Annotated in this window: 26 protein-coding genes; 10 read left to right on the plus strand and 16 right to left on the minus strand. The window is 61.9% G+C overall.

The window, feature by feature from the left end; genetic code table 11:
- Positions 1–42 precede the first annotated feature (42 nt).
- Positions 43–366 carry a glutaredoxin domain-containing protein gene (locus RSE12_07140; protein WRH64101.1) on the plus strand — a complete coding sequence of 108 codons (324 nt, stop codon included), beginning with the start codon at positions 43–45 and terminating at the stop codon, positions 364–366.
- Positions 367–428: 62 nt separating this feature from the next.
- Here the strand turns inward: RSE12_07140 and RSE12_07145 are convergent, their stop codons facing one another.
- Complete coding sequence (locus tag RSE12_07145; protein WRH64102.1) at positions 429–635, minus strand: cold-shock protein; 207 nt, start codon at positions 633–635, stop codon at positions 429–431.
- 292 nt (positions 636–927) lie between these two features.
- Positions 928–2,874 (minus strand): threonine--tRNA ligase, encoded by a 1,947-nt coding sequence (gene thrS / locus RSE12_07150; GenBank protein ID WRH64103.1) that lies wholly within the window; start codon positions 2,872–2,874, stop codon positions 928–930.
- 208 nt (positions 2,875–3,082) lie between these two features.
- Here thrS and RSE12_07155 point away from each other — a divergent pair, with 208 nt between their 5' ends.
- From RSE12_07155 to RSE12_07165, 3 genes are read left to right on the plus strand one after another with little or no spacing between them, the layout of a single operon-like run.
- Complete coding sequence (locus RSE12_07155; protein WRH64104.1) at positions 3,083–3,829, plus strand: alpha/beta hydrolase; 747 nt, start codon at positions 3,083–3,085, stop codon at positions 3,827–3,829.
- On the plus strand, positions 3,829–4,809 hold the full coding sequence (locus RSE12_07160; GenBank protein WRH64105.1) for an alpha/beta fold hydrolase: 981 nt from the start codon (positions 3,829–3,831) through the stop codon (positions 4,807–4,809). Before RSE12_07155 ends, RSE12_07160 begins: the two co-directional genes overlap by 1 nt.
- Entirely contained in the window at positions 4,806–5,549 is a 744-nt protein-coding gene (locus RSE12_07165) for an alpha/beta hydrolase (protein ID WRH64106.1), read from the plus strand. The genes RSE12_07160 and RSE12_07165 overlap by 4 nt, the downstream gene beginning before the upstream one ends.
- Here RSE12_07165 and phaZ read toward each other — a convergent pair.
- On the minus strand, positions 5,527–6,804 hold the full coding sequence (gene phaZ / locus RSE12_07170; GenBank protein ID WRH64107.1) for a polyhydroxyalkanoate depolymerase: 1,278 nt from the start codon (positions 6,802–6,804) through the stop codon (positions 5,527–5,529). The two genes, RSE12_07165 and phaZ, sit on opposite strands and share 23 nt — an antisense overlap.
- Positions 6,805–6,911: 107 nt before the next feature.
- Here phaZ and phaC point away from each other — a divergent pair, with 107 nt between their 5' ends.
- The 4 genes from phaC (at position 6,912) to RSE12_07190 (ending at position 11,030) form a co-directional block, all read left to right on the plus strand.
- Entirely contained in the window at positions 6,912–8,708 is a 1,797-nt protein-coding gene (phaC, locus tag RSE12_07175; protein WRH64108.1) for a class I poly(R)-hydroxyalkanoic acid synthase, read from the plus strand.
- Between the two features lie 144 nt (positions 8,709–8,852).
- Positions 8,853–9,302, plus strand: a complete 450-nt coding sequence (locus RSE12_07180) for a Phasin (protein WRH64109.1) — start codon at positions 8,853–8,855, stop codon at positions 9,300–9,302.
- Positions 9,303–9,497: 195 nt separating this feature from the next.
- On the plus strand, positions 9,498–10,061 hold the full coding sequence (phaR, locus tag RSE12_07185) for a polyhydroxyalkanoate synthesis repressor PhaR (protein ID WRH64110.1): 564 nt from the start codon (positions 9,498–9,500) through the stop codon (positions 10,059–10,061).
- Positions 10,062–10,082: 21 nt separating this feature from the next.
- Entirely contained in the window at positions 10,083–11,030 is a 948-nt protein-coding gene (locus RSE12_07190) for a LysR family transcriptional regulator (GenBank protein WRH64111.1), read from the plus strand.
- A 114-nt stretch (positions 11,031–11,144) separates the two neighbouring features.
- Here RSE12_07190 and RSE12_07195 read toward each other — a convergent pair whose 3' ends face one another.
- From RSE12_07195 to RSE12_07245, 11 genes are all read right to left on the minus strand, one after another.
- The gene (locus RSE12_07195) at positions 11,145–12,332 is read right to left on the minus strand and encodes an aminotransferase class I/II-fold pyridoxal phosphate-dependent enzyme (GenBank protein WRH64112.1); all 1,188 of its coding nucleotides are present in this window, start codon (positions 12,330–12,332) and stop codon (positions 11,145–11,147) included.
- Positions 12,333–12,459: 127 nt separating this feature from the next.
- A complete protein-coding gene (locus RSE12_07200) occupies positions 12,460–13,761 on the minus strand; it encodes an FAD-binding oxidoreductase (protein WRH64756.1) in 1,302 nt (433 codons plus the stop codon).
- Positions 13,762–13,766: 5 nt separating this feature from the next.
- Positions 13,767–15,122 carry a glutamine synthetase family protein gene (locus RSE12_07205; GenBank protein ID WRH64113.1) on the minus strand — a complete coding sequence of 452 codons (1,356 nt, stop codon included), beginning with the start codon at positions 15,120–15,122 and terminating at the stop codon, positions 13,767–13,769.
- Positions 15,123–15,162: 40 nt separating this feature from the next.
- Positions 15,163–15,843, minus strand: coding sequence for a type 1 glutamine amidotransferase (locus RSE12_07210; protein ID WRH64114.1), 681 nt, complete (start codon positions 15,841–15,843; stop codon positions 15,163–15,165).
- A 143-nt stretch (positions 15,844–15,986) separates the two neighbouring features.
- Positions 15,987–17,324, minus strand: a complete 1,338-nt coding sequence (locus RSE12_07215; GenBank protein ID WRH64757.1) for a glutamine synthetase family protein — start codon at positions 17,322–17,324, stop codon at positions 15,987–15,989.
- A 144-nt stretch (positions 17,325–17,468) separates the two neighbouring features.
- Positions 17,469–18,296, minus strand: coding sequence for an ABC transporter permease subunit (locus RSE12_07220; protein WRH64115.1), 828 nt, complete (start codon positions 18,294–18,296; stop codon positions 17,469–17,471).
- A gap of 10 nt (positions 18,297–18,306) precedes the next feature.
- Entirely contained in the window at positions 18,307–19,191 is an 885-nt protein-coding gene (locus RSE12_07225) for an ABC transporter permease subunit (GenBank protein WRH64116.1), read from the minus strand.
- Positions 19,192–19,230: 39 nt separating this feature from the next.
- A complete protein-coding gene (locus RSE12_07230) occupies positions 19,231–19,962 on the minus strand; it encodes a transporter substrate-binding domain-containing protein (GenBank protein ID WRH64117.1) in 732 nt (243 codons plus the stop codon).
- A 42-nt stretch (positions 19,963–20,004) separates the two neighbouring features.
- The gene (locus tag RSE12_07235; GenBank protein WRH64118.1) at positions 20,005–20,784 is read right to left on the minus strand and encodes an amino acid ABC transporter ATP-binding protein; all 780 of its coding nucleotides are present in this window, start codon (positions 20,782–20,784) and stop codon (positions 20,005–20,007) included.
- Positions 20,785–20,887: 103 nt separating this feature from the next.
- Entirely contained in the window at positions 20,888–21,637 is a 750-nt protein-coding gene (locus RSE12_07240; protein WRH64119.1) for a PhnD/SsuA/transferrin family substrate-binding protein, read from the minus strand.
- 102 nt (positions 21,638–21,739) lie between these two features.
- Positions 21,740–22,399: a TetR/AcrR family transcriptional regulator gene (locus RSE12_07245; GenBank protein WRH64120.1), complete on the minus strand. Its 660-nt coding sequence runs from the start codon at positions 22,397–22,399 to the stop codon at positions 21,740–21,742.
- Positions 22,400–22,517: 118 nt separating this feature from the next.
- Between RSE12_07245 and RSE12_07250 the strand changes: the two genes are divergently transcribed.
- Positions 22,518–23,477: a cyclase family protein gene (locus RSE12_07250; protein ID WRH64121.1), complete on the plus strand. Its 960-nt coding sequence runs from the start codon at positions 22,518–22,520 to the stop codon at positions 23,475–23,477.
- Here the strand turns inward: RSE12_07250 and RSE12_07255 are convergent.
- On the minus strand, positions 23,470–24,684 hold the full coding sequence (locus tag RSE12_07255; GenBank protein WRH64122.1) for an FAD-dependent monooxygenase: 1,215 nt from the start codon (positions 24,682–24,684) through the stop codon (positions 23,470–23,472). The genes RSE12_07250 and RSE12_07255 overlap by 8 nt on opposite strands.
- Before the next feature lie 73 nt (positions 24,685–24,757).
- On the opposite strand from RSE12_07255, the gene RSE12_07260 reads away from it, so the two are divergent.
- On the plus strand, positions 24,758–25,156 hold the full coding sequence (locus RSE12_07260; GenBank protein ID WRH64123.1) for a hypothetical protein: 399 nt from the start codon (positions 24,758–24,760) through the stop codon (positions 25,154–25,156).
- On the opposite strand, the gene RSE12_07265 is transcribed toward RSE12_07260, so the two are convergent.
- On the minus strand, positions 25,153–25,680 hold the full coding sequence (locus RSE12_07265) for a flavin reductase family protein (GenBank protein WRH64124.1): 528 nt from the start codon (positions 25,678–25,680) through the stop codon (positions 25,153–25,155). The two genes, RSE12_07260 and RSE12_07265, sit on opposite strands and share 4 nt — an antisense overlap.
- Between the last annotated feature and the right edge of the window lie 93 nt (positions 25,681–25,773).

The raw sequence follows: 25,773 nt of genomic DNA on the forward strand, positions 1-25,773 counted from the left end.
GCTGCACAGCGTGCTGCACCATCGGCTGCACAGGGGAAAAACATGATCCTTTACGGTATCCCGACCTGCGACACCTGCAAGAAAGCGCTCAGGGCATTGCAGGCGGCAGGCCATGACGTCACCTTCCGCGACGTGCGGGCCAACCCGCTGACCTCGGCAGAAATCAATGAAATCGTTGTGGAATTCGGCGACCGGGTGATCAACAAGACGTCGACCACCTATCGTGCGTTCAGCGATTTCCTAAAGGCGTCGGACCCCGAGGCCCAGATCGCCGCCCAACCCACAGTGATGAAACGCCCGGTCATCCGCAATGGTGCCGAATGGCACCTTGGCTGGGACGATGCGGTGCAGGCGAAACTGCTGTAACGCACAAGGCCCGCCAGTGGCGGGCCTTGTGATTGTTGTGCCTTTTCATCGGTTTGCTGCGATCAGAGCAGCCGAAGATCGCTGGCCGAGGCCCGCCCGTCGCGGCCCGACTGCAATTCATAGGCGATTTTCTGGTTGTCGTTCAGACCTTGCAAACCCGCCCGTTCGACTGCCGAAATATGCACGAACACATCCTTGCCGCCATCATCGGGGGCGATGAACCCAAAGCCCTTTGTCGTGTTGAACCACTTCACGGTGCCCGTTGGCATTCCGCATTCTCCTTTCACTACCTCCCCGCGGCGATATTGCCGTCAGGCCGTGCAGCCAGGTCTTCCTAGGTCCGGCTGCCTGAGCAACACAGGAGGCGGTCGAAAGTCTGTCGTCACTGTGCAAAATCATGCCAAAGCCCGGATGAAAATCAAGCCCCAATCCGCGGCGTGAAATCGGCGGGCAAGCCAATGAAACAAGGGGAAAATTGGCGAAATGACCGCTTCATGCGGGCTGGCGGCGCGCGGCGGTGTCGGCGGAAAGGTGCGCTGAGGCACCTTTCCGCCCGGGATTTCAACGCATGTCTGGCGGCAGGGAGGCTGCGGTCAGTTCGGCAACGATGGCATCCAGCGTCATGGTTTGCGTCTGCGTCTCGCCCAGGCGACGGACGGAAACCGTGCGCTCCTCGACCTCTTTCATCCCGATGGCGAGGATGACCGGAACCTTGCCCACGGAATGTTCGCGCACCTTGTAGTTGATCTTTTCGTTGCGCATATCCGCCTCGGCCCGCACCCCGGCAAGGGTCAGGGCTGTCACCACCTCTTCCACGAAGGGATCGGCGTCTGACACGATCGAGGCCACCACCACCTGACGCGGGGCGAGCCAGAAGGGCAGTTTGCCCGCGTGGTTCTCGATCAGGATGCCGATGAAGCGTTCGAAGGACCCAAGGCAGGCGCGGTGCAGCATGAAGGGACGATGTTTTGCGCCATCTTCGCCGATATAGCTGGCATCCAGACGTTCCGGCAGGTTCGGGTCAAGTTGCAGCGTCCCGCATTGCCAGTCGCGGCCGATGGCATCGGTCAGCACGAATTCCAGTTTCGGCGCGTAAAATGCCCCTTCGCCGGGGAACAGCTCGTAAGCGTAGCCGGCGGCCGTGCAGGCATTGGCAAGCGCGGCTTCCATCTTGTCCCAGATTTCATCCGACCCCACACGCTTTTCCGGACGGGTGGAGAGTTTCACCCGCCACTTATCGAAGCCGAGGTCGGAATAGATCTTTGCCAGAAACTGGATGAATTTCTTCGATTCCGCTTCCACCTGATCGAGCGTGCAGAAGATATGCGCGTCATCTTGCGTGAAGCCGCGAACGCGCATGATGCCATGCAGCGCGCCGGACGGTTCATAGCGCGCGCAAGAGCCGAATTCCGCCATGCGGATCGGCAGGTCGCGATAGGATTTCAAGCCCACGTTGAAGATCTGCACATGGCAGGGGCAGTTCATGGGTTTGAGCGCGTTGACGACCTTTTCGCGTGCGCCCTCTTCGTCGACCTCCACGATGAACATGTTTTCGCGGTAGTTTTCCCAGTGACCCGACGCTTCCCACAGCTTGCGGTTCACGACCTGCGGAGTGTTCACTTCTACATATCCATCCCGGCGCTGCTGGCGGCGCATGTAATCTTGCAGCGTGGTGTAGATCGTCCAGCCATTCGGGTGCCAGAAGATCTGACCCGGGGCTTCTTCCTGCATATGGAACAGGCCCATCTCGCGGCCCAGCTTGCGGTGGTCGCGCTTGGCGGCCTCTTCCAGCATCGTCATGTGGGATTTCAGGTCATCGCGGTTCTTGAAGGCCACACCGTAGATGCGTTGCAGCATTGGGCGTGTGCTGTCGCCCAGCCAGTAGGCGCCTGCGACATGTGTCAGTTTGAACCCGTCAGCCGGAACCTGCCCCGTATGTTGAAAATGCGGGCCACGGCACAGGTCTTGCCAGTTGCCGTGCCAATACATCCGCAGGTCCTGATCGTCGGGGATCTTGTTGACCAGTTCCACCTTATAGGGTTCGCCGCGCTGTTCGTAATAGGCCAGTGCATCCGCGCGGGACCAGATTTCCGTCCGCACGGGATCGCGGGCATTGATGATCTGCTTCATCTTGGCTTCGATCTGGCCAAGGTCATCGGGGGTAAAGGGCTCGGCCCGGTCGAAATCGTAGAACCATCCGTAATCGCGCACCGGGCCGATGGTGACCTTCACATCGGGCCAAATCTCCTGCACGGCGCGGGCCATGATATGGGCAAGGTCATGCCGGATCAGTTCCAGCGCCGGACCGTCATCCTTCATCGTGTTGATGGACAGGCGTGCATCGCTTTGGATCGGCCATTGCAGATCCCAATGCACGCCGTCCACCTGCGCGGAAATCGCCGCCTTGGCGAGCGATGGCGCAATAGAGGCGGCCACCTCGGCAGGCGTTACGCCCGCGTCATAGATGCGCGTGTTACCATCGGGAAATATCAGGGAAATCTGGGCCATCTTTGGCTCTCCTCGTCGGTTTGGCGCCCACGGAACGCCCGATTGCGGGTTATGTGCCGCTTTCCTGCGCGGGCGGGGCGGGATTGTCAACCGCCGCCACGGCGGGCGCCTTGCGCGGGTCACGCGCTGTTGCGCAGCGACCGTGCAGAGCGGGCTTCTGATGCCCCGGTGCGCCTGTTATGACGATGGCGCAAGACGGAGGCATACGATGACCGACACGTTCACCACCCCGCAAGGCCGCAGCATCGCCTATGTCCGCACGCCGGGGCAGGGGCCGGGGGTGGTGTTTCTGGGCGGGTTCATGTCGGATATGACGGGCACCAAGGCGCAGTTCCTGCAAGACTGGGCGCGGATGCAGGGGCGGGCCTTCTTACGGTTCGATTATTCCGGGCATGGGCAATCTTCCGGCGCTTTTGAAGACGGGTGCATCGGCGATTGGGCCGAGGATGCGTTGGCCGTAATCAATACCCTGACCGAGGGGCCGCAGGTTTTGGTGGGCTCGTCCATGGGGGGCTGGATTTCGCTGCTGGTGGCGAAGGCAATCCCCGAACGCATTGCCGGCATGGTCGGTATCGCCCCGGCACCTGACTTTACCGAAGACAGCATGTGGAGCGGTTTTGACGAGGGGCAGCGTGCCGCCCTGATGCGGGACGGGCAGATTACCGTTCCATCGGATTATTCGCCCGACGGCTATCCGATCACGCGCAGGCTGATCGAGGATGGCCGCCGCCACCTTGTGCTGCGCGCGCCCTTGTCGCTGCCTTTTCCGCTTCGCATCCTGCAAGGCACGGCAGATACCGATGTGCCCCCTTCGGTGGCGCTGCGGCTGATGGACCACGCCGATTGCCCCGATTTGCGGCTGACATTGGTGAAGGGGGCGGATCACCGCTTTTCAACACCCGATTGCCTTGCCATGATTGCTGCCAGTGTGGAAAACGTCAGCGGTGCAATGTGATGCAGGCATTCGGAAAATGGCTTGGCCGGGGCTTGCTGGCACTGTTGGTCGGAATGGCGGTTCTGTGGTTTGCGGTGCCGCGCAGCGGGGTTGATCGGACCATCGCCTTTTCAGAAGCCGACATTCCCGCCGATCCCGAGGGCTGGATCACCGCAAGGGAACAGCAATTTACCGACATCCGCCCCGGCGACGGCAAGCGCATCATCTGGGCTGGGGCGAAGGGGGAAAAGACCCCGCTGGCCATCGTCTATGTTCATGGATTTTCCGCAGGTCCCGCCGAAATCCGCCCCGTCCCGGATGAGGTGGCGCGGAACCTGGGCGCGAACCTGTTCTTCACGCGGTTGGCGGGGCATGGGCGCGACGGCAAGGCCATGGCCACGGCCAGTGCTGAGGATTGGCTGTTCGATGTGGCCGAGGCGATGGCGATTGGCCGCCGTTTGGGGGATCGGGTGGTCGTGATCGGCACCTCGACCGGGGGCACGTTGGCCGCGCTGGCGGCGACTGATCCGGCGCTGAATGGGGGGCTGGCGGGAACGGTGCTGATCTCGCCGAACTTCGGCGTGCAGGCGCCGGCGCAATGGGTGCTGGATGCGCCGTTCATCGAAAGCTGGGGCGATAGCGTGGCCGGGGAAACGCGCCGCTTTACCCCGCTGAACGTCGAACAAGGGCGGCACTGGACGACGGAATATCCGACAGCGTCGCTTTACCCGATGGCGCGGCTGGTCCGCGCCGGCCGCGCTGTCGATTACGGGCAGGCTACGACGCCTGCACTGTTCCTCTATGCCCCGGCGGATCAGGTGATTGATCCCGACTATATCCCCCCTGTGATCGACGCCTGGGGTGGGCCGACACAGGTGGAACTGCGCGAGATGCAGGGTGATGATGACCCGCTGTCGCACGTGATTGCGGGCGATATCATGAGCCCCGGCCAGACCGAAGCCGTAATCGCCATCATCACCGATTGGGCGCGGAGGCTGTGACCGAACCGATCCTCTTTCTGCCCGGTCTGCTGTGCGATGCGCGGGTCTTCCTGCCGCAGATCGTGCATCTGGGGGCAAGGCATCCGCTGCATATTGCCGTGCCTGCGCGGGGCGAAACGGTTGAGCAGATGTCAGAGGCGATCCTTGCCACTGCGCCGCCAAAGTTCATTCTGATCGGGCACGGGCTGGGCGGTGACATCGCGCTGGATATCCTGCGGCGCGATCTGGGCCGGGATCAGGGCCGCGCCAGCCGCGCGGTGCTGATCAGCACCGATCCGCTGGCCGAACCCCCGGCGACTGCGGCAGCGCGCGAAGCGCGGATCGTTGCGGCCAAGGCCGGACGGTTGAAAGAGGTGGTGGCACAGGAATATCCCGAAACTGCCTTCGCCCCCAGCGATTGGCGGGATGAGATCATGGCGCTGCTGCGCGACATGGCGCTGACGTTGGGCGAGGGGGTGTTTCTGCGCCAGAGCCGCGCCCTGCAACGCCGCCCGGACCAGCAAAAGACGCTGCGCCGCGCGAACCTGCCTTTGCTGATCATCGCGGGGGCTGAGGATCGGCTTGTCCCGGTGCGTCGTCAGGATTTCGCTGCGCAGCTTGCGCCTTATGGCAAGCTGACGGTGATCGAAGGCGCGGGACATTTGCCGATGCTGGAACAGCCCGAAACCGTCACGGCGGCCATCGAGGCATTCCTCAATGGCCCCATGATGCTGCGCTCTATTGCGAAGAAGCCAGGCTGACCTTCGGTTTGCGCACTTTTGGCGGTTCTGCGTTCGCGTCGATGAAGTTCAGAACCAGCGGGCGGATGTTCAAACGCCAGCTCTTGCCTGCGAAGATGCCGTAGTGGCCAGCGCCGGGTTCCAGATGGCTGGCCTTTTTCGAATCGGGCAAACCCGTCAGCAGATCCAGCGCCGCCACGCATTGCCCCGGCGCGCTGATATCATCATTCGCGCCTTCGACGGTTTTCACCGCCACCTGCGTGATTGCGCCGATATCCACCTTCTTGCCGTTCACGGTGAATTCGTTGCGCGCAATTTCGCGGTTCTTGAAGATACGCTCGACGGTCGACAGGTAGAATTCCGCTGTCATATCCATCACGGCGAGGTATTCGTCATAGAAGCGGTTATGGGCATCGTGATCCGACGACTCCCCCCGCGCCGCGCGCATGATCTGTTCTGCGAAGGCCTTGGAATGGCGTTCGGCGTTCATCGAGATGAAGCTTTGCAGCTGCAGAAGGCCCGGATAAACCAGCCGCCCGGCACCCTTGTATTTGAACCCCACGCGCTGGATCGCGGTCTGTTCCAGCTGCCCCATCGTCACGCGGCGGCCGAAATCGGTGACCTCGGTCGCGGCGGCATCTGGGTCGATCGGCCCGCCGATCAGCGTCAGGCTGCGGGGCTGTGCCGTCGGGTCTTCGGCGGCCAGATAGGCCGTGGCAGCCAGCGTCAGCGGCGCAGGCTGGCAAACGGCGATCACGTTCACCTCGGGCCCCAAGGCCCGCATGAAATCAACAAGATAGAGGGTGTAATCCTCGACGTCGAACTTGCCCGCAGAGACCGGAATGTCGCGCGCATTGTGCCAGTCGGTGACATAGACATCGGCATCGGGCAGCAGGGACGCGACGGTGGACCGCAACAGGGTTGCGTAATGGCCCGACATGGGCGCAACCAGCATGATCTTGCGGGCCATCGGTGCGCGGCGGCGGACAAAGAACTGCACCAGATTGCCGAAGGGTTTTTCCACCACGGTCTTCACATCGACCAGATGGTCGGTGCCATCGGGGCCCACGATCGACCGGATACCCCAGTCGGGCTTGGCCACCATCCGGCGGAATGTCCGTTCCGTCACCTCGCCCCAGGCGGCCATCAGCGGCAGCACGGGGTTCATCGACATGGCAAAGGCGGGGTAGGACGCCATGGCACGCGCGGTGGCACCCAGCCACTCATTCGTGTTCCGGGTCGTCTCCATAAGGTCATACGTGTACATGTACCGCAAGGCGAGTCTCCTGGTCCGGAAGGGGTGGTCGAACATATTCGCAGCTTCCCCCCCCGGACAGGCGGCGGTATGCTGCGTAGCGGCGAGGATAGGGGGGAATTTTTCGCATGACAACGGAAGAGAACGACGCAGGCGAGCGACTCGTCAGATTGAACGAGAATCTTGCCAAGGTCGAAGAGTTGTCAGCCCGGCTCGTTTCCGCGATGGCCAAGCGCAAGCAGGTCGATACGGCGCTGAACGGCCCCTCGAACGACGTCTACATGAAGGCCGCCGCTGCCTATATGGCGGAAATGATGCAAAACCCCGCCAAGATCCTTGAGCATCAGATCAGCTACTGGGGCAAAAGCCTGAAGCATTATGTCGAGGCGCAGCAGGTGCTGGCCAAGGGCGAGCTGAAGGCACCGCCGGACCCGACCCCCGCAGACCGCCGCTTTTCCAACCCGCTGTGGCAGAGCCATCCGTTCTTCAACTATCTCAAGCAGCAATACCTGATGAATGCCGCCGCGATCACCGAGGCGGTGGGTGACATGGAAACGCTGGATCCTGCTGATCGGCGCCGGGTGGAATATTTCACGCGCCAGATCGTCGACATGTTCGCGCCGACCAACTTTCTGGGTACGAACCCGGATGCGCTGGAAAAGGCCGTGGAAACCGATGGCGAAAGCCTGGTGAAGGGGCTGGAAAATCTGGTCCACGATATCGAGAACAATTCCGGCGATTTGGTGGTGACACTGGCCGACCCTGAAGCGTTTCAGGTGGGTCAGAACATCGCCACCACCCCCGGCGCGGTGGTCTATCGCAACCGAATGTTCGAGCTGATCCAGTACACGCCCACCACGGAAAAGGTCTATCAGACCCCGCTGTTGTTCTTTCCGCCCTGGATCAACAAATTCTATATCCTCGACATGAAGCCCGCCAGCAGCCTGATAAAATGGATGGTGGAACAAGGCTTTACCGTCTTCGTCGTGTCTTGGGTAAATCCAGATGCCAGCTATGCCGATGTTGGTTTGGATGATTACATCCGCGACGGATACCTGCGCGCCATGGCCGAGGTGCGCCGCATTACCGGCGAGGCGCAGATCAACTGCGTCGGCTATTGCATCGCGGGGACCACGCTGTCGCTGACGCTGGGCCATCTGGAAAAGGCGGGCGATACTTCGGTGAAATCGGCCACGCTGTTCACCACCCTGACCGATTTCTCTGATCCCGGCGAAGTGGGGGTCTTCCTGAACGATGATTTCGTCGACGGTATCGAGCGCCAGTCAGCACAGGACGGCATCCTGTCGCGGTTTTTCATGTCGCGAACCTTCAGCTTTCTGCGGTCGAATGACTTGATCTATCAGCCGGCCATCAAAAGCTACATGATGGGCGAGGCGCCGCCCGCCTTTGACCTGCTTTACTGGAACGGCGATGGCACCAACCTGCCTGCCAAAATGGCGGTGGAGTACCTGCGCGGGCTGTGCCAGAGCGACCGATTTGCCACCATCGGCTTTCCCGTATTCGGCCGCCCGATCCATCTGTCGGATGTCAAGCTGCCGCTCTGCGCCATCGCCTGTGAGACCGACCACATTGCCCATTGGCGCGGCAGCTTTAATGGCGTGAAGCAGATGGGATCGAAGGACAAGACCTTTATCCTTGCCGAAAGCGGCCATATCGCGGGGATCATCAACCCGCCGTCCAAGGGCAAGTATGGCCATTACACCAGTGATGCCCCGCTTGCAGGCGCACCGGAGGACTGGAAGGCTACGGCAACCTATACCAAGGGCAGCTGGTGGCCGCGCTGGGCAGAGTGGCTGGCAAAGCAATCGGGCAAAAAGATCAAGGCGCGCGCTCCGGGCGATTCGGGGGCCGAAATCCTTGCTCCGGCACCGGGCACCTACGTAACCTCTGTACCAAGCGGTTGATCTGCCGCGCAATTTCCGGTTGCACGACATATTCCGCCCGCGCAATGCTGCACTGCAGAAAAAGACTTGAATTGCTGCGGTGCAGCATGTATATCTAGCGTCATCAGGAAGCGGGTTGCGACCCGGAACGCTAGGAGCGATGAAATGACCAAGACCCCCGACCTCACCAAAGTCATGCAGGACATGATGGCTTCGTTCCCGGTCGACTCGTCGGCGATGCAGAACGCATTCAAGACCCAGGCCGCCATGGCCGAGAAACTGTCGAAAGTGGCTCTGGAAGCCGCCGAAAAATCGACCGAGATCACCGCAAAGTGGACCAAGGACACCTTGGCCAAGCTGAGCGACGTGTCCAAGGCCAAGACCGAGCCGACCGACTACACCAAATCGGTGACGGACTTCGCTTCGGCCGCTGCGGAAATGGCTGCTGAAAACATGGCCGCCTTTGCCGAAGTGGCGAAGAAGGTTCAGATGGAGACCGTCGAACTGATGCTGGCCGCTGGCAAAGACATCTCGGAAGACGCGACCGCCGCCGTGAAGAAAGCCACGTCGGAAGTGACCACTGCCGCGAAGAAAGCCGCTGCAGCAGCGAAGTAATCCGCAAGGATTGTGCGCCGTTCGTACTCCTCCCTGTCGGACCGGCGCCATTGGGCGGGCCTTGCGCCCGCCCTTTCTTTTTGAATTTCCCCTAACGGGCGGGCCTTGCGCCCGCCCTTTCTTTTTGAATTTCCATGTCCTAAGCTTCTCTGCACTGCAGCCACTGCGGCTGCAAAACGTAAGGGGAGGTGGCCCATGGCCGATACCGACAAGCCGCTGTTGATCAAGCGCTATGCCAGCCGCCGTCTCTACAACACCGAGACGTCCGATTACGTGACGCTGGAGGACATCGCCGGTTTCATCCGGGCCGGGCGCGAGGTGCAGATCGTCGATCTGAAATCCGGCGATGATCTGACCCGCCAGTATCTGCTTCAGATTGTGGCCGAACATGAATCCAAGGGCGAAAATGTGCTGCCCATCGGGGTGCTGACCGATCTTGTCCGGTCCTACACAACCGAGATTCAATCCGTGGTGCCTCAGTTCCTCGCCGCCTCGTTCGAGATGCTGCGTGATGGGCAATCCAAGATGATGGAAAATATCTCGTCCATCCCCAACCCCATGGCCGCGATGCCGGGGTTCGAGGCGATGCGCAAGCAGCAAGAGGTATTCATGCAGGCGTTCATGGGTGGCCTGCCCGGCTGGACCGGCGCGCCGCATGGCAAGGAAGAACCGGCAGCAGAGGCTGGTTCCAAGGATGAAGAACTGGCCCAAATCAAACGCCAGCTGGCCGAGCTTCAAAAGAAGCTGTCGAAACTCTGACCGGGAAAGGGGGCGCGACCCATGTCCGAAGGCCAGGGTCGCGTCACGCTCTGGGGGATCGAGGTCTTTCTCGCCACCGCCGAGGAAGGCGCTATCTCGGCTGCGGCGCGTCGGCTGGGCGTAAGCCCGTCAGCGGTAAGCCAACAGCTTTCCTCGCTTGAAGCCGCGCTTGGCACCACGCTACTGGACCGCAGCGCCCGCCCCATGACCATGACTCCGGCCGGAACCATGTTCCGCCGCCACGCGCAGGTGATCCTGAATGCCGAGGCTGAGGCGCGGGCGGAACTGGCCCAATCCGATCTTTCAGCGCTGACGACACTGCGACTGGGAATGATCGAGGATCTGGATGCCGAGGTCACCCCGCGATTGCTGGCCGAACTGGCGGGTGAGTTGAAGGGGTGCCGCTTCCTGCTGGAAACCGGGGCGAGCCATCATTTGCTGGAGCGCCTATCCACCCGCGCGCTGGATATCGTCGTGGCCGCCGATGCGACGCTGGACATGTCCGAAGGCTGGCGCGAGGTGCATCCCCTGCTGGCGGAACCGTTTCTGGCCATCGCGCCGAAAGGGGTGGGGGATTTCGCTGATCTTCCGCTGATCCACTACACCAGCCGCCATCTGATGGGGCGCCAGATCGCCGCCCATTTGGCCCGCCAGAACATCCGTATCGGGACCAAGTTTGAACTGGACAGCTATACCCCCATTCTTGCGATGGTGGCTGCAGGTGCGGGTTGGACGATCCTGACGCCGCTTGCGCTGCATCAGGCAGCCCGCTTCCGTGGCGCGGTGGACCTGCGCCCGTTGCCGTTTGAACCGCTGGGACGGACCCTGTCCTTGCACGCCCGCGCGGGTGTTCTGCGCGATATGCCGGGTGAAGTGGCCGCCCGTTTGCGCCGACTTTTGCAGGCGCAGGTGGTTGATCCCGCACAGGCGACCTGGCCCTGGCTTGGCTCTGCGCTCAAGGTTCTGTAAGGCTGCAATTTTTTCCATGGAAAAGATTGCCTTAGCGAAAATCCTTTGAAAAAGGATCTTCCGATCTTTCGCAGAAAGATCGCATCAAAGAATTTTCGCTGAAAATTCTTTGTCTCAGCCCTTTACGTCGTGGGCAGCCTCCAGAATGGCGGTTGCGATGTAATCCAGCTCTGCCTCGGTCAGCCGGGCCGGCAGGCGTACGTCGCAGGCGCGCATCAGCATTGCACGTGTCTGCGGCAACTCGGGCAGATCGGTCAGGAATTGCCAGTTCCAGAAGGCACGGGCGTTCCCTTCGGACAGGCCGAAAATCTGCACCGAAACCCCGCGCCGCTTGGCGGCTTTTTGGAAGGCGCGCGCCTCATCATCCGTCCAGTCGCCCGTCAGGTTGAACTGGATCGAGTCCGGCGCGCGCAACTCCTGCGGCAGGGCAGGGGGCACTTGCATCCAGTCGCTGCTGTTCAACTGTGCCGCGACCCAATCGTGGTTAGAACGCCCTTGCGTCACGCGCCGGGCCACTTCGGGCAATTGCGGGCGGATCACGGCCGCCGACAGGTTCTGCATGCGCAGATTGTACAGGGGCAGCTTGTTCTGCCAATGCGCACAGCTGTTCGACAGGCCCGGATGTTTCTTCCAGTTTTCCTCATAGGCGCCCGACATGATGATCGCCCGCGCAGCCAGTTCCGGATCATTCGTCACCATGATCCCGCCTTCGCCCGCATTCACCAGTTTGTAGGACTGAAAGCTGAAACAGCCCACCTTGCCGATGGTGCCGATATTGCGTCCGTTCCATGTGGTGCCCAGCGAATGGGCCGCATCTTCGATCACCGGAATGCCGCGCGCATCGCACAGCGCCATGATCGCATCCATATCGGACGTATGGCCGCGCATGTGGCTGATCATCACGGCCGAGGCATTGGCCAGCTTCGTTTCGAAATCGGCCATATCGACGCGGTAATTCGCACCCACCTCAACCAGAACCGGCACGCAATCAGCATGCACGATCGAGGAGGGCACGGCGGCGAAGGTGAAGGCCGGGATCAGAACCTTTGCACCACGCGGCAGGTCCAGCGCCTTGAGCGACAGGAACAGAGCGGCAGAGCAGGAGGAAACGGCCAGCGCATAGCGTGCACCCAGAAGTGCGGCGAACTCGGCCTCCAGCAGCGCAACGGGGGCGCCTTCCGGGGCGGTGTAGCGGAACAGGTCACCGGTCGCGAGCAGTCGGTCGATCTCGGCCCGCGCCGCATCGGGGATCGCCTCAGAGTCATAGACATTGGGGGCGAGCGTCTGTCCGTCAGGAGCCATCCTGCACCTTTTCTGAAACTCTTCTTCTGTTTTTGTGTAAAGGGACAGATGCCACATTTCCAGTGACATCTTTACGACAGCAGGTTTTTCCCCCCGTTCAATGGCGGGAAATCGCCCAAGCGGACAGTCAGAACCCCAACCTGTCGCGGAGGGAGAACCAAGTCATCGCTAGAACCAGTATTGGCCAGCGCAACATAGCCCCGCCCGGAAAGCGCGGAGTGGGCAGGGTTGCCATCAGGTCGAACCGTTCCGCCTGTCCGGCAACCGTTTCCGCCAGCAACCGCCCGGCCAAAGTGGCCAGCGCCACGCCATGTCCGGAATAGCCGGAGGCCGACAGGATATTGGGCGCGACGCGCAGGAAGCACGGATTGCGCGTCATGGTGATGGCCAGCGTTCCGCCCCATGCGTGGTCGATCCGCACATCGCGCAATGCAGGATAAATCTCCAGCATCGGCTTGCGCACGGTCTGGATGATGTCGGGGAACTGATAGCCATAGCTTTCGCCGCCGCCGAACAGCAGGCGGTTATCCTCGGACAGCCGCCAGTAGTTCACCACGAATTTCGTATCCGCCACGGCGACGGGTTCGGCCAGCACCTCGCGCGCCCGGTCGCCCAGCGGTTCGGTTGCGACGATGAAATTGTTGATAGGCATCACCCGGGCGGCCACCTGCGGCACCAGCCCGCCAAGATAGCCGTTGCAGGCAAGGATCAGGTGATCGCAGGTCACCCGGCCCTCGGACGTATGCACCACCGGTTTCGCGCCCTGATCGACCCGCGTCACCTCGGATCGTTCATGGATCACGGCACCCGCCGCCAGCGCCGCCCGCGCCAAGCCGATGGCATAGTTCAGCGGGTGCACATGCCCCGCGCCCCAGTCCACCTCGCCCCCGGCAAACACGCCGGATGGGATCAGCCGCGCCATCTGATCGCACGACAGCGTTTCGACCTGATCATAGTCATAATCGCGGCGCAGTTTTTCGGCATAGGCCTGCGCATCGCGCGCCTCTGCCGCTGTCCAGCAGGCATGGGCGATGCCAGAGTGGAACCGCACCGGCATGTCATGCTCGGCAATCAGGCCGCGCACCATGCCTTTGGCCTCTTCCGCCAGATCCCACAGGCGGCGCGCGTCGGCGCGGCCTACCGTTGCCTCCAGCGCCTCTTGATCCAGCCGTTGCCCGCTGCCCACCTGCCCACCATTGCGGCCCGACGCGCCAAAGCCCACGCGATGCGCCTCTAGCACCACAACGCGATAGCCGCGCTGTGCCAGATTCAGCGCAGCGGACAGGCCGGTATAGCCCGCGCCAATAACACAGACATCAGCACGCACCTCGCCCGCCAGCGGGGTCAGGGGCGCAAACTCGGCGCGCGTGGCGGCGTAGAAGGACGGGGGATATTCCCCCGCCCGGTCATTTGCGTGCAACAGGTTCAGGCGCATCAGACGTTCAAGAGCAGATGCTCACGTTCCCACGGGCTGATGACCTGCAGGAATTCCTTGTATTCATTGCGCTTCACGCTGTCGTAGACATTGCAGAATTCCACCCCCAGCACTTCGCGCAGGGCAGCATCTTCTTCCAGCAGATCCAGCGCATCGCCCAGATTGTAGGGCAGGTCTGTTTCCATGTTATAGGCGTCTTGCGTGCATTCCGGACGCGGCATCTTGCCAGCCTTGAGCCCCAGATAGCCACAGGCCAGGCTGGCGGCGAGGCCGAGATAGGGGTTGCAATCCATCCCTGCGAGGCGGTTTTCCAGACGCCGCGCCTCGGGCCCCGAAATTGGCACGCGCAGGCCGGTGGTGCGGTTGTCGCGCCCCCATTCCAGATTGATGGGTGCTGCGAAATCGGGGACGTAGCGGCGATAGCTGTTCACGTAAGGGGCCAGAAGGGCAACAGCGGCGGGAAGGTGGGTTTGCATCCCGGCGATGAAATGCAGGAACTCCGGCGTTTCGCCGCCCTTCTTGTCGGAAAAGATGTTCTTGCCGGTTTTCATATCCACCACCGAATGGTGGATATGCATGGCCGATCCGGGTTCGCCCTCGATCGGTTTGGCCATGAAGGTGGCGAAACAGTCATGCCGCAGCGCCGCCTCACGGATCAGGCGTTTGAAGAAAAAGATCTCATCGGCCAGCGCGACCGGATCGCCATGGGCGAGGTTGATTTCCACCTGCCCGGCGCCGCCTTCCTGGAGGATGCCGTCAATCTCGAACCCCTGCGCTTCGGCAAAGTCGTAGATGTCGTCAATCACCTTGCCATACTCATCGACCGCGCTCATGGAATAGGCCTGTTTGCCCGCCGCGCGGCGGCCGGACCGGCCCATCGGCGGCATCACCGGCATGTTCGGATCAAGGTTGCGGGCGGTCAGGAAAAACTCCATCTCGGGCGCAACGATCGGCTGCCAGCCTTCGGCATTGTAAAGCGCGACGATCTTTTTCAGCACGTTGCGCGGGGCAGTGGGAACGGGATTGCCCTGCTGATCCTGCGCGTCATGGATCACTTGCAGCGTCACATCCGCCGTCCAGGGCGCGGCAGTGGCCGTGCTGAAATCCGGCACAAGGATCATGTCCGGTTCGGTAAAGGCACCTGACGGATTGTCAGCCCATTCCCCGGTGATTGTTTGCAGGAAGATCGAGTTGGGCAGGAAATAGCTGGCCTGCTTGGCGAATTTCGAAGCGGGCATCGCCTTGCCCCGCGCCACGCCGGCGATATCGGCGATGATGCATTCCACTTCATCAACCCGGCGGCCTGCGATGAAATCACGCGCAGCTTCGGGCAGTTTCTCGGTCCACTTGGACATGTGTAATCTCTTGTTTTGCGGTTGCCCGCGCGCCCATCCGTCAGGCGCGCGGTTCCTTGAAGAAGGCGGCGATACGCCCCGCCATGGTCTTGTCTTGGATCGGCAGGTCCATCCGGGCCGTGGCTTCTGCCATGACCTCGTCCGGAACCAGCCCCTTGCCCCTTGTCCGTATCAGGCCGTCGATGAAATCGGGGCGAAACTCCGGATGGGCCTGCACCGTCAGCGCGCGGTCGTCATAAAGAAGCGCGGCATTGGCGCAGAATTCGTTGGTGGCAATCACCTGCGCGCCCTCTGGCACGCGGATCACCTGATCGCGGTGCCAGGCGTTCAGGCGCAGTGTTTCGCCGCCGAAATCATATTCGGTCGCGCCCACCGCCCAGCCACCATTGTAGCGTTCCACCTTGCCGCCCATGGCCTGCGCCACGATCTGATGACCAAAGCAGATGCCCACAACCGGCACCCGCGCGGCAAAGGCCGCCCGGATGAAATCCTCCAGTGGTGGAATCCAGGGATGGTCTTCATAAACCCCGTGCCGCGACCCCGTGATCAGCCAGCCATCGGCATCCTGGACAGAGGCGGGAAACTCCCCTTCCACAACTTTCCAAGTCTGGAAGGTGAAGCCATGACCGTCCAACAGGCGGGCGAACATGTCGGGGTAATCCCCCATCTTGGGAGCGAGGGCCTCGGGGGCAAGTCCGGTCTGAAGAATGCCGATCCGCATGCTGTTCGCCTGTTCTGCCGTGATCAAAGGTAGTGCCTGACAATCGCATTCGGCAAGGGGGCTGATCTTTCGCAGAAAGATCGTTGCCCCCTATGCCGGACGAGGCCAACGAATTTTCTGCGAAAATTCAGGCCTCGTCACACTCAGACAGTGTCGAGATAGAGTTCGACCCTTTCACTTTCGCTCAGTTCGCCGATGTAGTGCAGTTCCTGCCGCTTCGTCTGGATCAGGTTCTTGATCAGTTCCGGATGAATGAAGCGCGGGACGATGCTGCTGTGCTCCAGCGCCTCGATCGCGGCTTCCCAGGTGGCCGGGATCTGCGGCAAGTCTTCGACGGCATAGGCGTTGCCGGTGATCGGCGCGGGCGGTTCCATCGCCTGTGTGATCCCGTCCAGTGCCGCGCCAAGGATGGCCGCCAGCATCAGATAGGGGTTCACATCCCCGCCCGCGACGCGGTGTTCCACCCGCCGTGCACTGGGATTGCCCGCCGGGATGCGGATCGCGCTGGTCCGGTTTTCATACCCCCAACAGATCGCGGTGGGCGCATGCTTGCCCGGCACCAGCCGTTCATAGCTGTTCTGGTGCGGCGCAAAGATCAGCGTGGAATCGTGCATTGCGTTCAGGCAGCCCGCCACGGCCGAGCGCAGCGTCGCGGTGCCCTTGGGACCGCCCGAGTCAAACACGTTGCGGCCATCTTCGTCGATCAGGCTGAAATGCGTGTGCAGGCCGGATCCGGAATATTCCGGATAGGGTTTGGCCATGAAACTGGCGGCAAAGCCGTGCCGCCGTGCCAGACCCTTGACCAGCATCTTGAACAGCCAGGCATCATCGGCGGCCCGCAAGGGATCGTCGCAATGCATCAGGTTCACTTCGAACTGGCCAAGCCCGGTTTCCGACGTGGTCGTATCGGCGGGAATGTCCATCGCCTCGCAGGCGTCATACAGATCGGTGAAGAAGGTATCAAAGGCATCCAGCGCCCGGATCGACAGCGTTTCCGCTGCTTTCCGCCGCTTGCCAGATCGGGGTGACGCGGGCACTTGCATCGTCTTGCCGCTGTCGTCGATCAGGAAGAACTCCAGCTCCATGGCCACGACAGGCGTCAGGCCGCGTTCCTTGAACTTTTCCACCACCGACCGCAGCGCATGGCGGGGGTCACCCTCATAGGGCGTGCCGTTTTCACGGAACATCCAGATCGGCAGCAGCGCGGTGGGCGCCTCAAGCCATGGCATCGGCATGAAGCCGCGTTCGGTGGGTTTCAACACCCCGTCCTGATCACCCTGTTCAAACACCAGCGGGCTGTCGTCGATATCTTCGCCCCAGATATCCAGGTTCAGAACCGAAAAGGGGAACCGCGTCCCGTTCTTGGTCACATTTTCCGCAAAGCGGGCCGGAACGCGTTTGCCGCGCGCCTGCCCGTTTAGATCCACGGCCGCGACGCGAATGGTGCGGACATCGGGATGCTTTCTCAGCCAATCCTTCATCATCGTTTTTTTCAGGCGGGGGAGCATATGCCCGGCCCCGATCCTTCCCCTGTGTTCGATCCCATGTCCGCCGGGCCCCATGCCCTGCGCCGCAGCTTGTGCAGACCCGGCCGGCGGCCGGGGAATTTGATCAAATCAAGGTTACTATCGGATCACCTGCGCACGCAAGCGGATTCTGCCCGTCATATTTGAAGGCAAATGCCGGTTCAGATAGCGGTTGATGCGGTTGAACACCCAGATCAGCAGCAGCGTGAGGATGATGAAATAGAACCCCACGATGGGATAGGGGATGAAAGGGTTGAAGGTCTTGTCGGCAAAAAAGTTGGCGTAATAAAGCGCGTCGCCCTTCTGCTGAAACGCCGGAAAGCCCGAAAAGTAGACCAGCGTCGTTGCGTGAAACAGAAAGATCGCCTCATTCGTGTAGGCAGGCCATCCCAGCCGCAGCATCGTGGGCCACAGGATGCGCCGGAACCGCGACCACCCCGTCAGGCCATAGGCATCCGCCGCCTCGACATCGCCCTTGGGCACGGATTTCAGCGCGCCATAGAAGATTTCGGCCGAATAGGCCGCCGTGTTCAGGAACAGCACGAACAGCGCCCCGGCCCAGGCGCGGGTTGTCCAGGCGGTTTCGATCGTGATGCCCATGACATTGATCCCGGCCTTGGGCAGCAGGACCAGCATTTCATAGGCCAGAAAGAACTGGATGAAGAGCGGCGATCCCCGGAAGACGAAGATGAACCATTCCGCGGGTTTGCGCGTCCAAGGGCTGCGGCTCGCCTTGGCCAGCGCAAGCGCATTGGCCAAAAAGAAGCCGAACAGTAGGGCCAGCACGCCGAAATAGATGTTCCAGATCATCCCTGACCCGATCAGCGTGAAATGCTGACACAGGGTGAAATCCGACCGGGGCAGCAGCCGCTCACCGATCCCGAGCGAGCGCAGGCCGTAGGCCTGAATGGTCTCGAAGCAGGTCATCGGCTCCATCTCAGGCCCCCGCCTTGCGCAACTGTTCGCCGCCCAGCGTGGCCTGTCCGCTGGACAGGCGCTGCGTCAGGCGACCCAGCACAATTTCCGACACCCGCGTGAAGGCAAGGTAGAACACCAGCAGGGCCAGGAAATAGAACACCCGCCAGTCGCCATGCGGATAGGGGTTGTTCCCGCTTGTCTTGGCGCTGCCCAATTCGCGCGCCCAATAGACGATGTCCTGAATCCCAAGCAGGAACAGCAAAGGCGTCGCCTTGATCAGGATAAGCCACAGGTTCGACAGGCCGGGCAGGGCAAAAACCCACATCTGCGGCACAAGGATCCGGCGGAACACCTGCCGCTGGGTCATGCCGTAGGCTTCGCCGGTTTCCAGTTGCGCCCGTGGCACCGCCTGCATCGCGCCGTACAGGACGTTCGCGGCAAAGGCCCCGAAGACCAGCGCAAAGGTAAAGACCGCAATCGCAAAGGCATAGGCCGAATGCCAGATCGCCGCGGATGTTGCCAAGGGCACCTTGGCCGCAGCACAGACCCGGAACTCGGTGCCCTGCCAGACCGGCTGGCTCAGATCATCGCAGACGAACAGGTGTTTGGCCCATTCCAGCCCTTGGTCCAACGCGATGACGAAAAACAGGAAATAGACGATGTCCGGTACGCCACGCACCGCGGCAATATAGCCGCGCCCGATCAGCGACACCGGCAAAACGGGTGAACGCGCCATCATCGCGCCGCCGAAGCCGAAGGCCAGCGCTGTGGGCGCGGTCACGGCCAGCAGCATCAGCACCGTCAGGAAAGACCAATAGAAATTGAAATGCGTCCCTGTGGTCAGGTAGCAGCTCAGCCAGGTCAAGCCGGACAGTTGCGAAGGATCGGCGCAATATTCGAACATCGGGGAAAGGGGGGCGGCGTGATCGCCGCCCCCGCCTGATCAGAAGGTCGCGGCTTCGGGGCCGAACCATTTGGTGATCATGGTGTTCAGCGTGCCGTCATCCTTCATCGACTGGATGGCTGCGTTCATCTTTTCCTTCAGCTCGGTGTCGGTTTCGCGCATGCCGATACCGACGCCGCCGCCAAGCTGCACTTCATTGGCCAGCAGAACGACTTCGCCGTTCGAATCTGCCGCGATCGGGGCGAGGTAATCCTTGTCCGCAAATACGGCATCCGCTTCGCCATTGCGCACAGCGGCCACGGTTTCATCCGGGGTCGCGAATTCCAGCAGGGTCGCGCCGGATTCGGCCACATAACCCGCCTGAATCGTGCCGGTTTGCGCGGCCACCACGGCGCCTTCGCCGACATTGGCATCCGCCGTCAGGGCCAGATAGGCCGAGGAGGCCGGGGGAATGTAGTTCTGGCTGAAGTCGATGACTTCTTCCCGCTCATCGGTGATCGACATGCCGGCCATGATCATGTCGTAGTTGCCCGACTGCAGGTTCGGGATGATCGAATCCCAGGCGTTCTGCACGAATTCACAGTTCAGCGATGCGCGCTTGCACAGCTCGTTACCCAGTTCGATTTCATACCCGGTCAGTTCGCCGGTGGCCTGATCGATATAGTTGTAGGGCTCATAGGCGCCTTCGGTGCCGATCCGGACAACGTCCTGCGCAAGCGATCCGCCGGCAGTCAGCGCCAGAAGCGCGGTGGCAAGCATCATTTTCTTCATTGGGTAGCTCCCTTGGGTTGATAGGCTATTGTTTTGGCCGCCTCAGGCGGTGGCAGACAGAAACCCGCGCAGCCTTTCGGTCTGCGGATTGCCGAACAGCCTGTCGGGCGGGCCTTCTTCTTCGATCTTTCCTTTGTGCAGAAAGATCACATGGTCCGATACATCGGCGGCAAGCTTCATGTCATGGGTGACAAGGATCATCGTGCGCCCCTCTTCGGCAAGCGCCTTGATGACCTTGACCACTTCCTGTTCCAGTTCAGGGTCCAGGGCCGAGGTCGGTTCATCGAACAGCAGCGCGCGCGGCTCCATGCAAAGCGCGCGGGCAATGGCCGCCCGCTGTTGCTGGCCGCCTGAAAGTTGGGCAGGCCAAGCGTCGCATTTCTCGACGATGCCCACCTTTGCCAGATAGGCGCGGGCCTTTTCCTCTACCTCTTTCGGATCGCGCTTCAGCACCGTGACCGGGGCCTCCATCACATTCTGAAGAATGGTCAGGTGGGACCACAGATTGAACTGCTGGAACACCATGGAAAGGTTCGTGCGCATCCGCATGACCTGCGCCTTGTCGGCGGGATGGCGGCTCGACCCGTGACCTTTCCAGCGGACGGCCTCGCCTTCGAACTCGATCTCGCCGTCCTGGCTTTCCTCCAGCATGTTGCAGCAGCGCAGCAGGGTTGATTTGCCTGAACCCGAAGATCCGATCAGCGAAATCACATGCCCACGCGGCGCGACAAGATCCACACCCTTGAGCACTTCAAGCTGACCATAGCTCTTGTGCAGGTTGCGAATGCGGATGACGGGCGTATCGGGGCTGTGATCTGTCACTTTGCTCGGTGCGCTGGTGAATGTGGTGGTGGAGTAAGGCGCATCATTCGGGGCAATGCAACGGCCATTCGGCACAACTTCCGCCGGGTCGCTGCCGATTTGATCAGTTTTCCTGCGCGATCTGTTCAGGCGATGGCGGGATGGGCACCGCAAGATAGGCCGATGCCGGAATCTGCACGATCCCGCGCAGACGCAGCCTTGCCCGATCTGCCGGGGTCAGCGCGGCAATCGCCTCGGCCACCGCCGCGCGGATGGCCTCGGCGTCGCGCCCCTTCGCGGTGATGTAGGGCAGGGCGGGGGTGGGATCTGTTGCCCCGATCACCTTGACGCGCGACATGTCTTCAAACTCGCACATGAGCGACCAGGTCAGCGCATCAATCGCCGCCAGTTCTGCCCGCCCCTCTGCTACGGCATGGGCCGAGGCGCGATGCGATCCGGTCTCCACCCCTGGACGCAGCCGGATGCCGGTTGCTGTGGCATGGTTGATCGGTGCCGCCCATCCCGATTGCGACAACCCGTCATTATAGGCCAGCGCCGCGCCTGCAAACTCAGCAAAGCGGCCGCGCGGATCGTCCGCCCGTGCGATCAGGATGGACCGGTAGTATCCGGGCGCGCAGCCGTCATTGCCGAAATCCGGCGTACCGACCAGCTCCACCCGGCCATGCAGCCGCGCCCGATAGGGAAAGCCGCAAGTCTGCGACAGGATCAGATCGGCGCTCTCCCATTGCGGCATCAGCACGGCATCCCCCCGGCGCAATGCCTCGGGCGCGGCGATCCCGCGCGCCGCCAGACCGTCGCGGATCAGCGCCCAATAGCGATCCGTCTCTGTTTGAAGTTCGGGGCGGTCATACATCGGCAGCGAGGCGAAGGGTCCGCTGATTGGGTGCAAAGTCATCGTCTTCCTGTTCTGGTTCATAGCCATGCAGCGTGCATGGTCAAAGGGCCTGTGGTCAGTTCACCCCAAGTGATCCTGCGCCGCGCCCAGATAGGTTTTAATGGCCAGCGTGATCGTCTGGTCGATGCTGACCGAACGGTCGCCGTAAATCTGCTGGCGGATGCCGTGGTAGAATATCGCGCCGTGCATCTGCCAGACCAGATCATGTGTCCCCGTCTGCTGCGCCGCAGGTGCGGGCTGACCAAAGGCGATGCAGGTTTCGGCCCAGATCGGGCCAAGCAGCGCGCTTTCCACCCGCTGGAGGTAGCGCGCGTTCAGATCAAGGCCCTTCAGCCCGGCAAAGAAGAATATCCGCAGCCAGTTCCGGTCAAACACCACCGAGGTGTAGCTCTGATAAAAACGGTGCAGCCGCGTCTCGATCGGAAGCTGCCGGTCACGGATCGTGTCCTCCCAGCCGCTTTGCCAGCGGTCAAGGTAGACGGCGCGATACACCTCATTCACCAGATCGTCTTTGGACGGGAAATAGCGATAGAGCAGCGGTTGCGTGATCCCCATCCGCTTTGCCAGCCCGCGCGTGCCGCCATCAAAGCCTTCATCGGCGAAATACAGGATGGCCTCGGCCAGCACTTCCTGCTTGCGCGCGGCGGGCGATAGGCGGGTGCGGCGGGCAAGCGGGGGTAGGGCGGTCGGGCTGTCTGGCTGCGTTTCGGGCTCTGTCACGTTCCATCACCTGTCCGCCCGGGGGCGTTGTCTCTTGCGTTGCGTGCTGACGGCGTTTTCTTTATCGTGCGATAAATAACAACGCGGCAGCGCCGCAAGAATAGCGGGAGGAGTGAGGATGGCAATGAAGGTCAATCGCGCCAAGATCTATGAGGCGGCGCAGGAACTGTCGAACTGGGGTCGCTGGGGGCCGGAGGATCAGATCGGAACCCTGAACCTAGTCACGCCCGAAGATGTGGCCGCCGCGGCAAAGCTGATCAAGCGCGGCAAGACATTCGCGCTGGGTCTGCCGTTGGATGAAAAGATCCAGTCGGGGTTGTTCGGGGGGCGCTGGAACCCGCTGCACCAGATGCTGGCGACCGGCACGGATGCGGTGGCGGGCGTGCAAGATGGGGATGGCAAGGCCTATCTGCGCTATGCCGATGATGCCATCAATCTGCCGATGCAGTGTTCAACGCAGTGGGACGCGCTGGCGCATATCTTTCTCGATGACAAGATGTGGAACGGCTACCCGGCCACGCTGGTCGACGTGCAGGGGGCCAAGAAGAACGGCATCGAACACACCCGCGACAAGATGGTGGGGCGCGGCGTCCTGCTGGATGTGGCGCGGTGGAAGGGGGTCGATTCCCTGCCCGACGGCTATCCGATCACCAACGCCGATCTTGATGCCACGGCGGCGGCACAGGGGGTGGACATCCGGCGCGGCGATTTCGTGATCGTGCGCACCGGCCATCAGGAGCGTTGCCTCGCCAAAGGTGACTGGACCGGCTATGCGGGCGGCGATGCGCCGGGCCTTGCCTTCGAGACGGCCTACTGGATCCGCCAGCACGACATCGCGGCGATCTGCGCCGATACCTGGGGTTGCGAAGTGCGTCCGAATGAAACGGATGAGGCGAACCAGCCTTGGCATTGGGTGGTGATCCCGGCCATCGGGATCACCATGGGCGAAATCTTTTTCGTCAAGGAACTGGCCGAGGATTGCGCGGCGGATGGGGTTTACGAATTCTTCTTCTGCGCGCCGCCGATGAACGTGCCGGGGGGATGCGGGTCGCCCATCAACCCGCAGGCCATCAAGTAACGGGATAATCCGGGGCGGCGGGAACAACCGCCGTCTCGGCCATAATGCGGGCAAGGTTGGGGTTGTTGCGGCCGTCTTGGTTGCTGCCCTCATCCGGCCCTGCAAAGATATAGCGGCCCAGACGTTGCGCCGTCGCATGGGCCAGTGCGGCGGCGGCGTGGCGTTCGGTGCTATAGGCTGCCAGCGCCTGCGTCACCGTTCCTGCCGTCAGGTGCCGCGCCAACGCCTCGGCATCAGCGGCGGCCTTGGTCACCCCCATGCCGACATGGGGCCGCGCGACACAGGCGGCATCCCCGGCAAGGGCCACGCGTCCGGCGGCAAAGACGGGCGAGAGATGGTCGTAGATCGGGGTGAAGAAGGGCCGCTCGGACCGAGCGAGAACCTCAAGGAACGGTTTGGCAAGATGGTTGCGGGCAAAACCCTGCATCCGGTCCAGCACATCATCACGCACCAGTGGCGGCGGGATGGTGACAGGGTGATGAATGCCCTTGGCATCGGTCAGCATGTCGGCCAGTTCGCCCGCCTCAACCGGGGCATACCAGACAAAGTTGTATCGCCGGTGTCCCGGCCGCAGGTCATTGCCGGGCCCTGCAATCGGATACCCAAGGATCTGCGTGCCCTGCGGCAGGAAAAACCCGAAACTGTCGAACACCTGATCGCGAAGGTCGGGATGCAGGTCCGCTTCACGGGCCAGACAGCGCCAGACGACATAGCCGGAATAGACGGGCTGCACCTCTGGCTGCATCTGTCCGCGCAGGGCAGAGCGGAAGCCATCCGCCCCGATCAGCACGTCAGCCTCGAACTGGCTGCCATCTTCGCAGGTCAGCTTGACGCTGTCGCCATGGTCATCATAGCGCGCCACCGCCTTGTCGAGGCGATAGCCACCATCCGGCACCAATGCGCGCAACAGGGAATGAACGCGGTCCCATGAGGTGACGATCTGCGGCAAGGGCAGGGTGGCGACGCGATCACCTGCCAAATCAAAGGCCGCCCGATCCTGCACCTGCACGCCCAACTCGGTGATTGGCGCCCCGGCGCGGGCAATCAGATCCAGCAGCAGGTCATGGGTGACGATCCCCGCGCCGCGCCCCGACAATTCGCTGCGCGACCGTTCCAGAACAACCGTGTCCCACCCGGCCTTGCGCAGAAAGGCGGCGCAGAACAGCCCGCCGATGGAACCGCCACAGATGACCGCACGCCGAGACATCCAGACTTCCTTGCCAGATTTCGTTATTTATCATATTATAAATAAGAACACCAAAACGCAACGGAGAGCTGCAATGTCCGCCCATGCTGATCCCCAAGCGCCGCACTGGTCGCCCGCGTTGGTGGCCGAGGCGGCTGGCGCGCGCGACAACGGCCGTGTCGGTTCGCGTCTGGTGGATGAAACATCCGAATACCGCATCTGGCTGATCGAGATCGCGCCGGGGGATCGGATGCCGTTTCATACCCATGTGCTGAACTATTTCTGGGTGGCCACCTCCCACGGGCGGGCGCGGTCGCGCAATCCCGATGGCCGTGTGGTCGAGATGGACTATGCCCCCGGCGATACCAGGCACATGCATTTTGCGGCGGGCCAGTTCATGACGCATGATCTGGAAAACATCGGCAACACCGTCCTGACCTTTACCACAGTCGAGAACAAGCTGAGCCCGAACCGCCCCCTGCCGCTGGATTAAGCGCGGGTCAGGCCGTGGAAGGCGCCGCTTTGAAACACCAGCGGCGCACGATCGGCGCGGCGCAGGCTGACAACCTCGCCAAGCATGATCTCATGGTCGCCGCCCGGATAGCGGGCCACTGTCCGGCATTCGATATGGGCCAGCGCGCCCACGATCAGGGGCAGGCCCAGCGTGCCTTGCGCGGTCGGTATGCCTGCGAACTTGTCCTCCGAGGGCCGTGCGAATTGCAGGGCGATATCCTTCTGATCGGCGGCAAGCACGTTCACGGCGAAATGGTCATGCCGCCTGAATTCGGCCAGACTGGGCGCCTTGAGCGCCAAGCTCCACAAGATCAGCGGCGGGTCAAGCGAGACGGTGTTGAAAGAACTCGCCGTCACGCCCAGCCGAAAGCCATCGGCGGTGCCAAGGGTCATCACCGTGACGCCCGTGGCAAAGGCCCCCATCACATCGCGATAGCTGGCCGGATCGCAGGGGCGCAGATCGCCGGCCATGCCATCGGCAACAAAGGAATTGGGGATGTTCATGCGCGACCCGCCCTGATGTTTGACACAGCAAAAATAGGCGTGGCGGGCAATCACAGGAAACAATAATATCTGTCTATAGATATCATTCAGGGT

Source organism: Fuscovulum sp. (genome assembly GCA_035192965.1).
GTDB lineage: Bacteria > Pseudomonadota > Alphaproteobacteria > Rhodobacterales > Rhodobacteraceae > Paragemmobacter.

Bases quoted from the DNA above. Each gene is read 5' to 3' on its own strand.
- thrS (WRH64103.1), bottom strand. From the start codon at position 2,874: ATGGCCCAGATTTCCCTGATATTTCCCGATGGTAACACGCGCATCTAT.
- RSE12_07155 (WRH64104.1), top strand. From the start codon at position 3,083: ATGACCGACACGTTCACCACCCCGCAAGGCCGCAGCATCGCCTATGTC.
- RSE12_07180 (WRH64109.1), top strand. From the start codon at position 8,853: ATGACCAAGACCCCCGACCTCACCAAAGTCATGCAGGACATGATGGCT.
- RSE12_07145 (WRH64102.1), bottom strand. From the start codon at position 635: ATGCCAACGGGCACCGTGAAGTGGTTCAACACGACAAAGGGCTTTGGG.
- RSE12_07220 (WRH64115.1), bottom strand. From the start codon at position 18,296: ATGACCTGCTTCGAGACCATTCAGGCCTACGGCCTGCGCTCGCTCGGG.
- RSE12_07260 (WRH64123.1), top strand. From the start codon at position 24,758: ATGTCCGCCCATGCTGATCCCCAAGCGCCGCACTGGTCGCCCGCGTTG.
- RSE12_07190 (WRH64111.1), top strand. From the start codon at position 10,083: ATGTCCGAAGGCCAGGGTCGCGTCACGCTCTGGGGGATCGAGGTCTTT.
- RSE12_07205 (WRH64113.1), bottom strand. From the start codon at position 15,122: ATGTCCAAGTGGACCGAGAAACTGCCCGAAGCTGCGCGTGATTTCATC.
- phaR (WRH64110.1), top strand. From the start codon at position 9,498: ATGGCCGATACCGACAAGCCGCTGTTGATCAAGCGCTATGCCAGCCGC.
- RSE12_07160 (WRH64105.1), top strand. From the start codon at position 3,829: ATGCAGGCATTCGGAAAATGGCTTGGCCGGGGCTTGCTGGCACTGTTG.
- RSE12_07210 (WRH64114.1), bottom strand. From the start codon at position 15,843: ATGCGGATCGGCATTCTTCAGACCGGACTTGCCCCCGAGGCCCTCGCT.
- RSE12_07215 (WRH64757.1), bottom strand. From the start codon at position 17,324: ATGAAGGATTGGCTGAGAAAGCATCCCGATGTCCGCACCATTCGCGTC.
- RSE12_07195 (WRH64112.1), bottom strand. From the start codon at position 12,332: ATGGCTCCTGACGGACAGACGCTCGCCCCCAATGTCTATGACTCTGAG.
- RSE12_07140 (WRH64101.1), top strand. From the start codon at position 43: ATGATCCTTTACGGTATCCCGACCTGCGACACCTGCAAGAAAGCGCTC.
- RSE12_07255 (WRH64122.1), bottom strand. From the start codon at position 24,684: ATGTCTCGGCGTGCGGTCATCTGTGGCGGTTCCATCGGCGGGCTGTTC.
- RSE12_07265 (WRH64124.1), bottom strand. From the start codon at position 25,680: ATGAACATCCCCAATTCCTTTGTTGCCGATGGCATGGCCGGCGATCTG.
- RSE12_07250 (WRH64121.1), top strand. From the start codon at position 22,518: ATGGCAATGAAGGTCAATCGCGCCAAGATCTATGAGGCGGCGCAGGAA.
- RSE12_07230 (WRH64117.1), bottom strand. From the start codon at position 19,962: ATGAAGAAAATGATGCTTGCCACCGCGCTTCTGGCGCTGACTGCCGGC.
- RSE12_07225 (WRH64116.1), bottom strand. From the start codon at position 19,191: ATGTTCGAATATTGCGCCGATCCTTCGCAACTGTCCGGCTTGACCTGG.
- phaC (WRH64108.1), top strand. From the start codon at position 6,912: ATGACAACGGAAGAGAACGACGCAGGCGAGCGACTCGTCAGATTGAAC.
- RSE12_07240 (WRH64119.1), bottom strand. From the start codon at position 21,637: ATGTATGACCGCCCCGAACTTCAAACAGAGACGGATCGCTATTGGGCG.